General features: G+C 60.2%; 11 protein-coding genes. 6 read left to right on the top strand and 5 right to left on the bottom strand.

The genetic code is table 11. From position 1 onward, the window contains the following. Positions 1–96 precede the first annotated feature (96 nt). From dxs to AD668_RS23805, 3 genes are all read right to left on the bottom strand, one after another. Positions 97–1,995 carry a 1-deoxy-D-xylulose-5-phosphate synthase gene (gene dxs / locus AD668_RS23815; RefSeq protein ID WP_053162769.1) on the bottom strand — a complete coding sequence of 633 codons (1,899 nt, stop codon included), beginning with the start codon at positions 1,993–1,995 and terminating at the stop codon, positions 97–99. Positions 1,996–2,086: 91 nt separating this feature from the next. Next, complete coding sequence (ispA, locus tag AD668_RS23810; RefSeq protein ID WP_053162768.1) at positions 2,087–2,974, bottom strand: (2E,6E)-farnesyl diphosphate synthase; 888 nt, start codon at positions 2,972–2,974, stop codon at positions 2,087–2,089. Continuing rightward, positions 2,971–3,213, bottom strand: a complete 243-nt coding sequence (locus tag AD668_RS23805) for an exodeoxyribonuclease VII small subunit (protein ID WP_007970180.1) — start codon at positions 3,211–3,213, stop codon at positions 2,971–2,973. The genes ispA and AD668_RS23805 overlap by 4 nt, the downstream gene beginning before the upstream one ends. Before the next feature lie 367 nt (positions 3,214–3,580). Between AD668_RS23805 and AD668_RS23800 the strand changes: the two genes are divergently transcribed. From AD668_RS23800 to AD668_RS23775, 6 genes are read left to right on the top strand one after another with little or no spacing between them, the layout of a single operon-like run. Next, a complete protein-coding gene (locus AD668_RS23800; RefSeq protein WP_053162766.1) occupies positions 3,581–4,372 on the top strand; it encodes a YfaP family protein in 792 nt (263 codons plus the stop codon). A 36-nt stretch (positions 4,373–4,408) separates the two neighbouring features. Next, positions 4,409–6,106 (top strand): DUF2138 domain-containing protein, encoded by a 1,698-nt coding sequence (locus tag AD668_RS23795; RefSeq protein ID WP_053162764.1) that lies wholly within the window; start codon positions 4,409–4,411, stop codon positions 6,104–6,106. Continuing rightward, entirely contained in the window at positions 6,091–6,741 is a 651-nt protein-coding gene (locus AD668_RS23790; RefSeq protein ID WP_053162762.1) for a DUF1175 domain-containing protein, read from the top strand. The genes AD668_RS23795 and AD668_RS23790 overlap by 16 nt, the downstream gene beginning before the upstream one ends. Further along, complete coding sequence (locus tag AD668_RS23785; protein ID WP_082344554.1) at positions 6,738–11,297, top strand: alpha-2-macroglobulin; 4,560 nt, start codon at positions 6,738–6,740, stop codon at positions 11,295–11,297. The genes AD668_RS23790 and AD668_RS23785 overlap by 4 nt, the downstream gene beginning before the upstream one ends. A 1-nt stretch (position 11,298) precedes the next feature. Beyond that, entirely contained in the window at positions 11,299–12,918 is a 1,620-nt protein-coding gene (locus AD668_RS23780; RefSeq protein WP_053162760.1) for a DUF2300 domain-containing protein, read from the top strand. A 3-nt stretch (positions 12,919–12,921) separates the two neighbouring features. Further along, on the top strand, positions 12,922–13,734 hold the full coding sequence (locus tag AD668_RS23775) for a YfaP family protein (protein WP_053162758.1): 813 nt from the start codon (positions 12,922–12,924) through the stop codon (positions 13,732–13,734). Here AD668_RS23775 and AD668_RS23770 read toward each other — a convergent pair. Together AD668_RS23770 and AD668_RS23765 are read right to left on the bottom strand one after the other, a co-directional pair. Beyond that, entirely contained in the window at positions 13,721–14,896 is a 1,176-nt protein-coding gene (locus AD668_RS23770) for a diguanylate cyclase (RefSeq protein ID WP_053162756.1), read from the bottom strand. The genes AD668_RS23775 and AD668_RS23770 overlap by 14 nt on opposite strands. A 458-nt stretch (positions 14,897–15,354) precedes the next feature. Further along, positions 15,355–16,107, bottom strand: coding sequence for a S24 family peptidase (locus AD668_RS23765; RefSeq protein ID WP_053162754.1), 753 nt, complete (start codon positions 16,105–16,107; stop codon positions 15,355–15,357). Positions 16,108–16,293 lie beyond the last annotated feature (186 nt).

Genomic DNA, 16,293 nt, shown 5'->3' with positions numbered 1-16,293 from the left:
TGCGATCTTTTGATTTTGATTTTTCAGATTTGGCGCTGCCGAAAGCCAGGATCAAAAGATCGCAGCCTTCGGCAGCTCCTACACAGGGTTAGGTGTTTAGAGGTTCAGCAGTTGCAGGCGTTCGCGAATGGACGCTTCGATCCCGGCCTCATCCAAACCGCATTCGGCCAGCATCTGCGCAGGTTTGGCGTGTTCGACGTAGATGTCCGGCAAGCCCAGGTGCAGCATCGACTTGAGGATGTTCTCGCGAGCGAGGAATTCGCTGACCGCGCCTCCGGCGCCGCCCATGATTGCGTTTTCTTCGATAGTCACCAGCAGTTCATGACTGCCGGCGATTTCGCGAACCAGCGCTTCATCCAGCGGCTTGACGAAGCGCATGTCGACGACGGTCGCCTCCAGCTTCTCGGCGACTTTCAGCGCCTCGGCCAATTGCACGCCGAATACCAGCAAGGCGACCTTGCTGCCCTGACGACGAATCACACCCTTGCCGATTTCAATCGGTTCGAGATCTTTTTCAATCGTCGCATTAGGGCCATTGCCGCGCGGGTAGCGCACCGCCGCCGGGCCGTTGTAGAGGTGGCCGGTGGTGAGCATTTTGCGCAGTTCGTTTTCGTCGCTCGGCGTCATCACCAGCATGCCGGGGATGCAGCGCAAATAAGACAGGTCAAAGCTGCCGGCGTGAGTCGGGCCGTCTTCGCCCACCAGACCGGCACGGTCGATGGCGAACAGCACGTCGAGGTTCTGCACCGCCACATCGTGAACAAGCTGGTCGTAACCGCGTTGCAGGAACGTCGAGTAGATCGCCACCACCGGTTTCGCGCCTTCGCAGGCCATACCGGCGGCGAGAGTCACGGCGTGTTGTTCAGCAATCGCCACATCGAAGTAGCGCTGCGGGAAACGCTCGCTGAAGGCCACGAGGTCCGAGCCTTCCTTCATCGCCGGGGTGATCCCGACCAGGCGCGGATCGGCAGCGGCCATGTCGCACAGCCACTCACCGAACACACCGGAATACTTCGGCCCGCTGGCCTTCTTCGGCGCGACGGCCGGGGCGTCCAGCGGTTCGAGTTTGGTGATGGCGTGGTAACCGATCGGGTCGACCTCCGCGGGAGCGAAGCCTTTGCCTTTCTTGGTGACGATGTGCAGGAACTGCGGGCCCTTCAGATCGCGCATGTTACGCAGGGTGGCGATCAGGGTCGGCAGGTCATGGCCGTCGATCGGGCCGATGTAATTCCAGCCCAGCTCTTCAAACAGCGTGCCGGGGACCAGCATGCCTTTTGCGTATTCTTCAGTGCGGCGGGCAATTTCCCAGGCGCCGGGCAGGCGCGACAGGACTTTCTTGCTGCCTTCACGCATGCTCGCGTAAGTGCGGCTGGAAAGGATTTTCGCCAGATAATTCGACAGGCCGCCGACGTTGCGCGAGATCGACATGTCGTTGTCGTTGAGGATTACCAGCATGTTGGCGTCCACTTCCGGCGCATGGTTCAGCGCCTCGAACGCCATGCCGGCCGTCAACGCGCCGTCACCAATGACGGCAATCGCCTTGCGATCGCTGTTCTGCAGGCGGGCGGCAATCGCCATGCCCAGCGCTGCACTGATCGAGGTGCTGGAATGGCCAACGCCAAAGGTGTCGTACTCGCTCTCTGAGCGGCGCGGGAAAGCGGCAATACCGTCCTTCTGGCGCAGGGTGCCCATGCGCTCGCGGCGACCGGTGAGGATCTTGTGCGGATACGCCTGATGACCCACGTCCCACACCAACCGGTCGTCCGGGGTGTCGAAGACGTAATGCAACGCGATGGTCAGCTCGATCACGCCCAGCCCGGCACCGAAATGCCCACCGGTCTGGCCGACCGTGTAGAGCAATTCCAGGCGCAACTCATCGGCCAGGGTTTCCAGCTCGGCTTCGCCTAACCGGCGCAGGCCGTCCGGCGTATTCGCGCGGTCGAGCAGGGGCGTGGTCGGGCGCTTGCGGGGAATCTCATGAAACGTCGTGGGCATCAGGCGAATCGTTATAGGTATAAAAGATGCGGCAGTTTACCTGATGCATCGCCCCCTGCCCACGCGTTGGTTTTTTTTGGCGTAATCGCCGTCAGCTGCGGCGATCGACGATATAACGGGCCAGATCGCGCAACGGCTCGGCCGCCGCGTCAAACGGTCGCAGCGACTGCAGGGCCTGGTCGCGCAGTTCCAGGGCATAGGCCTTGGCGGCTTCGAGACCGAGCAGGGCCGGGTAGGTCGGTTTGTCCCGCGCGATGTCGGCGCCCTGGCGTTTGCCAAGCGTGGCGGTATCGCTTTCGACGTCGAGAATGTCGTCCTGGACCTGGAATGCCAGGCCAATGGCCTGCGCATAAGTTTGCAGGGCTTGCAGTTCGTCTTTCTCGGCACGGCCGCTGGCCAGGGCGCCGAGCTTGACGCTGACCTCGATCAGCGCGCCGGTCTTGTGCCGATGCATGTATTCAAGGGCTTTTTGATCGAGCTTCAAACCGACCGAGCCAAGGTCGATGGCCTGACCACCGACCATGCCCGCCGGGCCTGCGGCCAGTGCCAGGGCGCTGACCATTTGCAGGTGGATCACAGCGTCCAATGTGCTCAGGCGCGGGTCGAGCAGGGCGCTGAAGGCCAGACTCTGCAAGCCGTCGCCAGCGAGAATCGCGCAGGCTTCGTCGAATTTCTTGTGGGTGGTGGGCAGGCCGCGACGCAGATCGTCATCGTCCATGGCCGGCAAATCATCATGCACCAACGAATAGGCATGGATCAGTTCCACGGCACAGGCCGCGCCGTTGGCTTGCTCGGGCTTGCCACCCAGTGCTTCGCACGCGGCATAGGCCAGCAGTGGGCGCACGCGTTTGCCGCCATTCATCACGCTGTAGCGCATGGCTTCGTACAGCCGCGCCAGTTCCGGGCTCGGCGCGGTGAACAGGGTTTCCAGCGCTGTGTTGACGCGGGCCTGACTGCTTGCCGAGTACGCTGCAATCATTCTGGTTGATCCGCGTCGAAGGGTTCCTCGGCCAGCTCGCCATCACGCTCAAGCAGCACCTGAACCTTTTGCTCGGCCTGGGCCAGCGCCGCCTGGCAATCGCGAGTCAGACCGATACCCTGCTCGAAAGCGGCCAGCGAGTCCTCCAGCGACAATTCGCCATTCTCCAGACGCTCCACCAGCGTTTGCAGGTCGGCGAGGGACTGTTCGAAATCCAGTGCAGCTTTTTTGCGGGCCATGGCGGCGATTTCCGGTTGACGTTAAACCGGCGCGACACTAGCAGATAGGGGGGGCGTGGGCAAATGAAGGGGGGATTCGAAGGCCTTGATTTTGAGTGCCTCAAAGTTCGTGGCCCCCGATGATACGGATTATTCGGCTCGCATTATGAGCCGAATAGAAACGCTATTCGGCTCACCGTCCACCCGTTACCGTGATTCCGACCGCAATTTCAGATCCATCCGATTGTTTAAAAACGTCCCAATGGCTAACCTGCGCCCCCTCTACGACTCGACAGTCACGGGTCTTTCAGACGAAACGCAGTATTGGCATCTATAACGCGTCCAGGATCAGGCGCAAGGTTTCGTCATGCATGGCAGGAGGCGTCGCATGCGCTCATTTCTTTTGCTGCTGATCGGGGTGGTTTTCGCGCCCATGATTCTGGCTGCGCCGAATGCCGAGTTATCGGAACCTGTGGGCGGATGGCGCTTCAACGGGTTGCTCGATCGCACAGAAAACCCGCAAGTCGCCTATCCCACGCCACCCATTGACCGGGGCGTGCAGCGTAATCGCACGATGATCGAAGGCCGGCTCAAGGCCCTCGGCACCCAGCGCGGGCCGCACACCTTGGCGGTCAACGGTAATCCGCTGAATCTCTACACCGACGAACAAGGGCGTTTTGCCCGGCCCTATGCGTTTGGCGCCGGCTCCAACAGCGTCGAAGTACGCAGCGCCGAAGGTCAGTCACTCAAGCGTGTTCAATTCTATGAGGCCAACAATCTGCGCACCCCGGCGCGGATTCGCGTGGTGCTGGGTTGGGACGATCCGAAAGCCGAACTCGACCTGCATATTGTCACGCCCGATGGCCAGCATGCCTTCTGGGCGCACCCGGCGTTGACCAATGGCGGGGGCCTGGACCCTGACGGCGTCGATGGTCCGGGTCCGGAAATGTTCACCATGACCGCACCGCTGCGTGGCTCTTATCTGGTTTACGTGAACTATTGGGGCAACTTCGGCAGCGGCGGCTATAACTTCGATGAGGCCGGCAACCAGAACGAGGTGATCACTTCGCAGATCAATCTGGTGCTCAACGAAAATACCGTCGATGAAAAACGCGAGACGTTCATCGTGCCCCTGCGCGCAATCGGCGACCTGCTGCTGGTCAAGACTTTCAACTACTAAACATCCCGCTCCACGGATGAACTGGGTTTTGTGAACATGAGCGAAAACACTGCAACGCCGGCCGTCAAACCGTCCCGCCGTTGGCCAGCCATTGTCGTCGGGCTGTGCCTGGTCTCAGGCGTGGTCGCTGGCATGGGCTGGCTGATGCAAAAAAACAAAGCGCCGGCACCGCAACTGGCGGCGGAAAAACTCGGCATGAGCCGCCCCGATGGATTGCTCGAAACCCATTCCTTGAGCCAGTTGCCCAAGGACCTGTTGGCTGTGCCGTTTCTCAAGGAAACCCTGACCGAAGATTTCGTTTTCTATTATCAAGCCCACGCCGATCGCCTTGGGTTGATCGGCAGTCTGCGGCGGATCATTTACGAGCATGACCTGAAGTTTCAGGATTCGCTGATCGAGCAACTGTTCGATCAACCGGCAGACGTGGCGTTGTGGCGCGGTACGGATGGACGGCTTAAGGATTTCCTGCTGGTGATGGATCGCGGTGGCCTGGCCAAGGTCCTGGAACCGCTGGCGAAAGTGGCGCTGGATGATTCGCAATTGAGCAAAATCGCCGACGTGAAAGTCGGTGCCGAGGATGTGGCGCTCTATCAACTGACTTACAACGCCAGCAAGGCGCTGCTGTTCGCTTCCCATGGCGACAAACTGGTGGTGTTGTCCAATCCGGCGAAACTCTACGACCCGCAACGCGGCGCTTCACAGGACGCCGGGAGCGTTTCGACCCAATCCATCGCGGCGCTGCTCAACGGCGAAAAATTGTTCCCCGAAGCCTTCGGCCTGCCACCCCGTGCGCCGGAGGTGAAGCAACGCCTGTCGGTCAATGCCAGTGTGTTGGCCATGGGGTATCAGCGCTTCATTCCGAATTTCGCCGGCCTGCGTTTCGACATGGACGACAAGGGCTGGCACAGCTTTCTCGCGATGGACGAGTTGGACAATCAGCCGGACTTCGATTTCAAACCGATCTGGCAAGCCATGCCCATGGGCGCCAGCGCTTGCGTAGCGTTGCCGCTGGCCGCCGAACAACAAAAGCCGCTGCTGGTGAAACTCGGCGCCGAAGACCGTGTTGCCCAAGCGTTGACCGAACACATGGCCGGCGCGGCGGGGCTGTGCTGGTACGCCGATTCGCGGCTGTATACGCCGTTGCTGGTGGCCAGTCTGAATGATGAGGAGGGCGGCAAGCTCGATGGCGATCTGGGCACGTTGTTTGGCTCGATGGTGGGTGCCTATGAAGGCAATGTCGCCGAGCGCGTCTTCCCGGTGGTGGAGAAACAGGAGGGGCAGAGCCATCAGTGGCAGCGGCAAGTCAGTTCCAGTTTCGGCCCGTACAAAGCCAAGGACGCCGAGAATCCGGAGGCGATCAGCGGCAAGGCATTCATGCGTGTGAGCCTGGCGCGGCACGGTTCGACACTGCTGTTTTCCCTCGACGACAAACTGGTCGACAAGGCCCTCGGCACCCTCGACAAACGCTTCCCGCCGATGGCCGATGTGGTGCCCAAAGACCTGCTGATGCCGGTGTACTTCGGCCCGGAATCCATGGCGCAATTGATACAGCAGGAAACCCTCGACAGCCTGCCCCAAGACATGGAACCGGTGTTCTACAACGCCGCGCAGACCTACCTGATTCCGAAACTGCGCCAGCTCGGCGGCTACCGCAAATATGCGCTGACCTTGCCCGAAGGCAGTGAGCCCGACGGCCATTGGCACTGGTTGCCGCTGGAATGGAAAGCCCTGTGAGCGCACTGATCCGCAGCCTTGGTTTACTCGCTTTGCTGCTGAGTGCGGGCGCCCGGGCCATCGAAGCGCCCGCGCTCGATCCGCAGCAATCCCAGGTCTTCCGCGCCTGGTTTGTGCGCATCGCCCAGGAGCAACTGAGCCAGGGCCCAAGCCCACGCTGGTATCAGCAGGACTGCGCCGGGCTGGTGCGATTTGCCGCCAATGAAGCGCTGAAAATCCATGACGACAAATGGCTGCGCAGCAATGGCCTGTCCAATCGCTACCTGCCGCCGGAGTTGCAACTGAGCAATGCCCAGCGTCGTCTCGCCCAGCAATGGCAGCAGGGCGGTGGCAAGGTCGGGCCGTACGTCAACGCGATCAAACTGATTCAGTTCAACAGTCATCTGGTCAGTCGCGATGTGTCTCAAGCTCGTCCTGGCGACCTGATGTTTTTCGATCAGGGCGACGATCAGCACCTGATGATCTGGATGGGCCGCTACATCGCCTATCACACCGGCACCACCACCCCCACCGACAACGGCATGCGTTCGGCAAGCCTGCAGCAACTCATGACATGGAAGGACACGCGATGGATACCCGATGCAGCCAACCCCAACTTCATCGGCGTCTATCGACTGAATTTTCTCTCCCAATGACCGGTGCCCGCATGCTGCGTTTTCTGTCTCTGCTGTTGGTGTTGATACTGCCGTTCTCGGCGGTCAATGCCGAAGACACCGTCGAGCCAAGCGGCTACACGCCGGTGGCGGGCGAAAGTTTTTTCCTGCTGGCCGACAGCAGTTTCGCCAGCGATGAACAGGCGATGGTGCGCCTCGAGGCGCCGGGTCGTGACTACCGGCGTTATCGCATGGAACCGTACGGTGGCGCCGACATTCGGGTGTATCGCATCGACAAGCCGCTGGATTTCCTCAAGCGCCAAAAGAACCTGCATCGCGTGGTGAGTGACGGCCAGTTCAAGGGTGAGGGGCTGTCCAATACGTTGGCGTACCTGTGGGACAACTGGTACCGCAAATCCCGGCGCGTGATGCAGCGGGCGTTTTCCTACGAGTCGCGTAAACAGGTCACCGAGCAAGTGCCGGAACTGAAGATGGGCGACACCATGGCCGCGCCAACGCCCTACGATGCACAGCCGCAATTCGCACTGATTCCGGGTTTGCCGGTGGTCAGCCAGTTCCGTTATCCGCTGTGGCAAGCCAAGCCGATTCAGCCGCCAGCGGGGGTAAACCTGGCGGGGTCTTCCAGTGAGTTTGTCAGTGTGGCGCCGGGCAACGTGTATATTCCGTTGGGCAACCTGAAACCGGGTTTGTACCTGGTGGAAGCGCTGATCGGCAAGTACCGCGCGACGACCATGGTCTTCGTCTCCAACACCGTGGCGGTGAGCAAGATTACCGGCGACGAATTGCTGGTGTGGGCGGCGCGCAAACACGAAGGCAGTTCGGTGGCGAAGGTCAATGTGCTGTGGACCGATGGTCTCGGCGTGATGAACAGCGGTGCCACCGATGCCGACGGTTTAATGCGACTGAAACACGTGAGCCCCGAGCGCTCGTTCGTGATTGGCGAGGACGAAGAGGGCGGGGTGTTCGTCTCGGAAAACTTCTACTACGACAGCGAAATTTACGACACCAAACTCTACGCCTTCACCGACCGGCCGCTGTATCGGCCGGGGGATTGGGTGTCGCTGAAAATCGTCGGACGCGAGTTCAAGAACGCCCGGGATTCGGTGCAGCCCAGCGCTGCCGACGTCAACGTGAGCGTGCTGGATGCGACGGGAACGGCGCTGCAAAGTCTGGCCTTGAAACTCGATTCCACGGCGGGTGCCGAGGGTCGCTTCCAATTGCCGGATAACGCGGTGGCCGGTGGCTACGAGTTGCGGTTCAACTACAAGGATCAGGTCTACAGCAGTGCGTTCCGCGTGGCCGAATACATCAAGCCACATTTCGAAATTTCCCTGAATCTGGCCAAGCCGGATTACCGCACCGACGAGCCGGTGAAGGGCAATCTGGTGCTGTTGTACCCGGATGGCAAACCGGTGGCCAATGCCAAATTGAGCCTGAGCCTGCGCGCCCAGCAACTGTCGATGGTCGACAACGAACTGCAATACCTCGGGCAATTCCCGGTGGAGTTGACCAGCACGGAACTGACCACCGACGCCAAAGGCAACGCGACGCTCGATCTGCCGGCGGCCGAGAAACCGAGTCGCTACATGCTCACCGTTTTCGCCAGCGATGGTGCGGCGTACCGGGTCAGGACCACCAAGGAAATCCTCATCGATCGCGGTGCGGCGAATGTCCGGTTGAGCGCGTCGCAACGGTTCAGCGCGGTGGGCGACAAGGTTGGGTTCAGCTACGCCCGCGAGGGTGAGCACGCGCAAGCGATTACACCAAGCAGTTACGGTTGGGTACGCCTGGAAGATCAGAGCACGGGCGAAGGCAAACTGGCTGCAACCGACAAAGGCTTCACCCTGGCCTTCGAGCGTCCGGGGACATACAGCCTGACACTCAGGGATGATCATGGCCGCACGCTCGGCGCGACCGGGCATTCGGTCACGGGCGAAGGTGTCAAAGCGGTCCCCGGCACCGTGGAAATCGTCCTCGACAAACCCGAGTACAAAACTGGCGATGAAGCGCTGGCGCTGATTACTTTTCCCGAGCCGATCAGTGATGCGCTGCTGTCGCTGGAGCGTGACAAGGTCGAGGCCACCGCGTTGCTGTCCAAGGGCGGCGACTGGTTGAAGATGGAAAAACTCAGTGACACCCAATACCGCGCACGTATTCCGGTGCGCGACGGTTTCGCGCCTAACCTGACCTTCTCGGTGCTCTACACCAAGGGCGGTCAGTACAGCTTCCAGAACGCCGGCATCAAGGTGATTACCCCGCAGATCGACGTGGCCATCGCGACGGACAAAGAGGCTTATCAGCCCGGCGAAACGGTCTCGGTGGACCTGACCACACTGTTCGCCGGCAAACCGATTCCGGCGCATCTGACGGTCAGCGTGGTCGACGAAATGGTCTACGCGCTGCAACCGGAAGTCGCGCCGACGATCGACCAGTTTTTCTACCATCCACGGCGAAACAACGTGCGTACCAGCGCCAGTCTGTCGTTCATCAGTTACGACGTGGCATTGCCAGGCAGCCCCGGCGCGCCGGGCAAAGCCAATCGCAGTGAGCGCGGGGTGAAAGTGCTGGAGCGGCCGCGTCGCGAAGACGTCGACACCGCTGCGTGGCAACCGGAGTTGCTGACCGATGCCAATGGTAAAACCCGTTTCACCTTCAAAATGCCTGACTCGCTGACCCGCTGGCGCATCACGGCGCGGGCCATCGCCGATGACGGTCAGGTTGGGCAGAAGAAGCAATTCGTGCGCTCGGAAAAACCCCTTTACCTGAAGTGGAGCGGGCCGAACCGATTCCGCAGTGGCGACAAACCGGACCTCGGCGTGTTCGCGTTCAGTCAGGCCGAAAAACCAGTCAAGGCTGAACTGGTGACCCATTACGCAGGCACCGAACAGCGCTTGCCTGTCACGCTCAATAGCGGCATCAACTACATCGCCTTGCCGGCATTCCCATTGGCCAATGGTGAGTGGACGGCCGAGTTGCTGCTGGACGGTAAACCCGCTGATGCCCTGGCCGTGCATCTGGCCGTGACCGGTGAAGGCTGGCAGGTCAGGCAAAGCCAAAACCTGGACGTTGCCACTGGCGATACACCGTTGACCTTGCCGGCTGATGCAACGGACATCCACCTGCGACTGGACGACAGCCCGCAAGCGCTGTTCCGCTCGGCGCTGGATGATCTGCTGAGTTATCCCTACGGCGGCGTCGAGCAAACAGCCAGTCGTCTGTTGCCGTTGAGCATCGCTTACCCGACCCTTGCAACGAATCCGCAGATCCGCGATCGCTTACGCCTGATCATGCAGAACAGTCGCTTGCGTCTGGTGCAAATGGCTGGGCCGTCGGCGGCATTCACCTGGTGGGGCATGGACGGCGAGCCGGACGCGTTCCTCACCGCTTACGCCTATTACGCCGACTGGCACGCCAGTCAGGTACTGGACCTGAGCCTGCCGCCGGAGCATTGGCAGCGGGTGTTGGAGGTGTACGCGAAGCAGGCGAAGAACACGCCGCTGTTGCAGCGTGCGCTAATTCTATCGTTCGCCAAACAGATGCAATTGCCGGTCAATACGCTGCTCAGCGGTTTGATGGACGATCTGTCGAAAGCGGGGGAGGGCACTGCCGCGAACCTGATGGAGGATGGCGAAGACAGCCTCGTCATGAGCGATCCGGATTCCGCTCTCGGTCTGGCCGCCGCACGCGTGCTGACGGCCTCCTTGGCCAAACAATCCAAGGTCGCTCTGCCAGAGACTTTCAACCGGCAACTGGCCGATGCGCAGCAACGATTGGCGGCCAGTTCCCAACCGTTTGCCGAAGCGCTGGACCTGTCGTTGCAACCGTTCAATCAGGCTCATGCTCAAGCGTTGTTGCGACGTCTGTTGCCGCAGCAATCAACCCTGGAGCGTGCGCTGGCGCTGACGTGGCTGCAACGCAGTATCGAACAGGCGTCGCCTACCATCGCACTGGCGCCAGGTGAAGGCTGGAAGAAGCAGCATGGCGTTTCTGGTGAAATGTATTGGACGTGGCAGGGGGCTGCGCCGGTGCCCGCCGTGTTGTCACTGACCGGGGAGCAAGAGCGTCCGCTGCGTGCCGCATTGAGCTTCCAAAGCCAGCAACCTGTGGTCGATCCGATGGCGGTCACTATCACCCGTCGTCTGTCGCGTCTGGTGCCGGGGGATGAAGCATTCACCTTCAAACTGGAAGCGGTCGGCAACGCGCCGCTGTCCAGCGACAGCCTGTATCTGGACGAAGTGATCATCACCAGCAAAGCCGCCAAACCGCTGCGCTACGGCATGCTCGAAGTGCCGTTGCCACCGGGCGCAGATGTTGAACGTACGACCTGGGGCATCAAGCTCATGGGCAAGGCCGGCACCGAGCCGAGCGCGCTGGAAAAAGCGCGCTTCGAGCCGGGGCAAATGGCCTACGCCATTGCGGTCGATGCCTTGAGCGGTGAATTGCGTCTGCGGCACTTGGTGCGCTTCTCGCAAAAAGGCCAGTTCAACCTGCCGCCGGTGCGTTTCACTCAGGTTTATGCGCCACAACATCAGGCCCGGGAACAGACACCGGCCCTCGGTCAGGTCACGGTTCACTGACGTGTGGCGGCCTCTGCTCGGGTGGCTGCTGTGTTTGATCCCTGCGCTGGCAATGGCGCAGGACGAACCGCTGCGCGTGGCATTCAAGGGCGAATTGTTGTCGTTGAATCGTGCTCAAGCGATCTCTCGCGAGCCGTTGCCTGCAGATTTGCAGGCGCCGCTGGGCAGTGTGTGGAAGTTGTTTGTCTATGCCTGGCTGGTGGATACCGGCGCACGAGAACCGGCCTATGAATGTCGTGGGCAGTCGAAGGAAGAAGTTTATTGCTGCACGCCGGGCGGCAAGATCGAACGTGATCAGGCGCTGGTGAAATCCTGTGGTTTGTATTTCGAGCCGGCGCGATTGGGCATCAAGGACGCCGATTGGCGGGTGTATTGGCAGGCGCGGCAAGCACCGGAATGGCTACTCGATTTACCTTCGCTGCAACCGGCCACACGGGTTTCGGTGGCGGCGCTGTTGAAGGTGCTGGCGGTCATGCCGGCACAGGATCAGGCCCGGCGTGTGTTGCTCGATGTGGTACTGAATGCGGCGGATGGCAATGTCGCAGGCGAACTCGGCAGCCGCTTGCGGGTGAAAACCTGGAGCTGGTTGAGGGATCAGGATGCCGCATCGCGCCAAGGTGGATTTGCCGGTTGGACGGCAGACGCAGAGCCGATCTGGGCCGGTGGGCGCGGGACCAGTCAACGGGTTTTGCGTGATTATGCGCAGGCGTTGGCGTCGGTCATTCCCGTTGAATGGCCGGTCGATGCTGGACGGTGCGTCGAGGTCGGGCTGTTCTCGCGATACCCGCTGCGGCGTGTGCTATCGGGTGAGAGCGTGGTGTCCGCGGGACCCTTGCGTGGCGATTATCGTGTCGAATTCATGAACGGTAACGCGCTGGATATTCACAGCGACGGTGAACTTTTTCTGCTGAACGACACGCTCGTTGCCCGTGTGGATCGCGAAGAATACGTCGCTCGGGTTTTGCAACGTGAAGCCAGTGCAGAACCCGTCGAAGCTGCCAAAGCCCTGGCTGTGGCCATCCGCACTTACTTGCTGCAAAACGCCACGCGACATGGTGATTGCCTAAGCATCGATGACAGCAGCAGCCGTCAGCGCGTTGCACCGCGTCCGGCCAGTGCCGGGACGCGCAACATCGCCGCGTGGACCAGCGACCTGGTACTGGCAGGCAGCGCCGTCACCTACCACTCCGATCAACCCGGCCCCGACAGGCTGTCCTGGCAACAAGCCGTCGAGCAAGCCAACGCCGGCCAGCGTTACGACGCCATCCTGTTGCACGCTTACCCACGTGCCAGCCTCAGCCGCTGGGACAACCCGGTCGCTTCCTGCGAGGTGCTTCCCGCCGCACAAGACTGGCTGCAAAAGCAGCGTCACACCTGGCGCCCGCGCCTCGATAGTGAAACCGGCTACAACGAAATCAGCAGCTTCGCCGTGTGTCGCCTGACCTTCGGCCGACCCTATGTCGACCGCGAACGCCAGCGCATTTATGTGCGCGGCGTGCTGTCGCTGCAAGACCGGCTCGACCTGACCCACGAATACCTGCATCTGGCCTTCGAAGCGCACCCCAACGGCCAGGATGAAACCTACATCGAAGGGCTCGCCCGCCACCTCTTGCTGGAATAGTCCATGAAAACCCGTTTTCCACAGCTATTGTTGTTTCTCTGTTCGCTGGTGGCATTGCCATCGGTGATGGCGGCTGAAGGCGTCAAGCTCGACACGCCCGCCGGCGGTTGGCGCACCGGCGCACCTGAGGGCGAAGGGGAAAGCTTCCGGCAGACCGTCAACTACCCGGCCTCGTCGGTGAACACCCCGCCAGGTCAAGCCAACACGGCTCGCATCAGCGGGCAAATCAAAGCGACAGCCAAATCCACAGAGCCCGGCCGTCTGATCGTCAACGGGGTCAGTATGCCGCTGAAAATCGATCCAGCCGGCCGTTTCGATCGCCCGTTCTCATTCCCCAACGGCAGCAACAGCGTCGAGGTTCGCAGCCCCAACGGCCAGCAACGTCAGCGCACGCAATTTCTCAACAGCAGTGGGGGTGCGACCCCGGCCAAATTGCGCGTGCTGTTGTCCTGGGACAGCGACAACACCGACCTGGACCTGCACCTCATCACCCCCGACGGCGCCCACATCTGGTACGGCGACCGTGTTGTTCCCAATGGCGCAGCACTCGATGTCGACGTGACCACCGGCTACGGCCCGGAAATCTTCGCCATGCCCGCGCCGATCAAGGGACAGTATCTGGTGTATGTGAACTACTTTGGCGGCGGGTATCGCAGCGATGAAGAAGGGCAGGAGGATGCGGGTCAGCCGCTGACCACGGCGCAGGTAACGGTGATTTCCGAGGAGGGGACGCCGAGCGAGAAGATGGAAACGTTCCTGGTGCCGATGCGGGCGGTGGGGGAGCTGACGCTGGTGAAGTCATTCAGCTATCCGTGAGGTCGAGGTACAACATGCGCAGCGTTTGCACACGATTGCGCCCGTGATCCTTGGCGCCATACAGGGCTTCATCCGCTTGTGAAAGCAGGCTCGAAAGGTCGTAGCCCGATTCGCGAGTGGTGACTACGCCGATACTGACGCTGAGCAACCCTGGCTCCAGCATCGCCAGCCGGAAAAACGCTTGGCGAATACGTTCCGCCACCTGAACCGCCTCCTGTTCATCGGCCTCTTTGAGCAGGCAGGCAAACTCCTCTCCTCCGATCCGACCGAACACATCGTGACTGCGAAGGTGAGCTGTCAAGATTCGACTGAACGCGATCAGTGCCTGATCCCCCATCGGATGACCAAAGCTATCGTTCAGACGCTTGAAGTGATCCAGGTCGCACAGCAGCAATGCAGCGGGTTCTTCGCGGCGCTTGCAGCGGGTCAGCAGGAGTTTTCCGTGTGACATGAAGGCGCGACGGTTGCCGATTCCGGTCAGCGGATCACAGAACGCAGCAGCCTTGAGCTTCAACTCGGCGCGCTCCTTGACCATGGCCAGCGTCACGTAAGCAATCCCGATGACATACAGCATGGATTCGAACAGCATGAAGGAGAAAAAACGCACACCATCGCCGAGGCCTGACAGGGCTTGTTCCAGTGGCAGACTCTTATCGATCACGCTGCGAACGATATAGAAAGTCGTGTGCAACAGCGTCAGTGCCAGCGCTGGCATGTACGCGACTTCAAGCTTACTGCGGCTGCGCCAGAACTCCGATGCCGTCAGCACGCCGTAACCGGCCGCCATCAGTGAATACGCCACAACTCGCAGGGGCATGGCGTCATAGAACGCCGGGATAAAGCACAGGATCAGCCAGATGCCGGCGCCCGCGAAAATTCCCGGCAGCGACGGCGCACGCCCGACAAACACGCGCATGGCGGTCCAGTTCATAGCGGCGCTCAGCAACAGCGCCATGTTGCCAAAAACGAGCGGGATAACATCCACTCCCCGCGACCGCCAACTGACCAGCACCACACCAAGTGCAGCCAGCAGCATCATTGCACCCAGATAAGCCAGCGACCGCTCGCGGGTTTCACGCCACCAGGCATGACAGGTCAACAACCCCATCAAAATGAAAACGAAGACCGAGACTACCAGCAGGGTCGGGATGTGCAGATCCATTGCGAAGGTTTCCGTTGAGCTTGAATGCGAAGTCCGACCGGCAGAGCTTCTTCCGGGTAAGGGTAACGGTCTTTGGACGAGGTGGATTTAGCATCAGCGATTTCGCCTTGGCAAGCCAATCAACTCGCTCGTATTCAGCACGGACTGCTGGGCGTCAGACAGGAAGCTGTCGCAAACCTATGGTCGTGAATTACTTTCTTTGAGGCATTAAAAAGCCGGCTTGTGGCCGGCTTCTCGGGGACTGGCTTGGATCATTTTTGGTAAACCGCGCCAGCCTTCAAAACGTACATCCGGATCTTGCGTCCGGCTGTGGGACCTGGCGAGAAAATCATCTGCCGGGTCGGGGCGATCTCGGCCGCGGGGCGGGTCGATGCGCAAATGTGGGGCGCAGCATACTGATTTTTTTGGGGAATTCCCAGTCTGGCGTGAAGTGCCAAGCTGATTGGAACGGGTCGGCACTACAGAAACGGTACCGTCGGCCTGCGTTTGTTGAGCGTGGACCACCAGAACACCCAGCCCAGTACTCTGATGTTTTGTTCTTCTATGTGTGCGGCTCTAAAAATTTCATCCGGGTACTCGGCGCTGTTGTGACTGCGCATGCGCAGTGAATTGCCCGGAACTCTGTGCAGGTATTTTATTCGCAGCATGCCGTCATGTTCGACGGCGTAAATCTCTCCATCGATAATTTGCGTGAGCCCACGGTCAATGGCGATGAGGGAGCCATCTTCAATTTTTTCCGCCATGCTGTTGCCGATCATGCGTGCACAGATGGCATCGGCATAATTGATTTCCAGAGAGTCGAGGTCGCTTCGGGGGAGCCGGATGGACTGATTGGGGACTTCGATGACATGGGTTTTGTTGGAGTCGGGCTTGATGGCTGTTTCCTTGAAGAGGGGCAGTTCGATATCGGTGGGTTCGATGACCTTGTAAATACCGCGTATCGCCTGAGCATCGAAGGCATTGCCGGACTCGTCGAGCAGGCGTAGTTCTTTCGCGTCCTTCGGGCCGTCGCCGGTTTTCAGCCAGTCGCTGTTCACGGACAGTCTTCTGGCAACTTCTTCCATGCGGTAATGAGGCACTCCGCGGGTGTACCAGTTGTGAACATTTTGTGGTTTTGAAATCTTCAGGAATTCGGCAAATCCAGTCGTCGTAATGTTCGCCTCTTCGAGGAGCATTTTGAATCGTGAACCGCAGGTCTTGGTCTTTTTCATAAACGCGAGTCTACCCGCGTGGCATAAGGCTTTGATTCAACGAGACGTTCAAATTTCAGGGGTAATTTAAGACTGGATGTAAGAGGTGTTGGGGGGAGGTTAAACAGGAAAAAACCAATGCGCCCCGGTATTAAACGACGCGTTATGGAGCGCTTTTGCAACGTCCACAAAAAACCCCGGATCACC

This window comes from Pseudomonas sp. P1.8, from assembly GCF_001269805.1.
In the GTDB taxonomy this organism is placed as follows: Bacteria; Pseudomonadota; Gammaproteobacteria; order Pseudomonadales; family Pseudomonadaceae; genus Aquipseudomonas.
The sequence above is the reverse complement of the archived record's forward strand: the minus strand, read 5'-3'. Positions and strand labels throughout refer to the sequence as shown.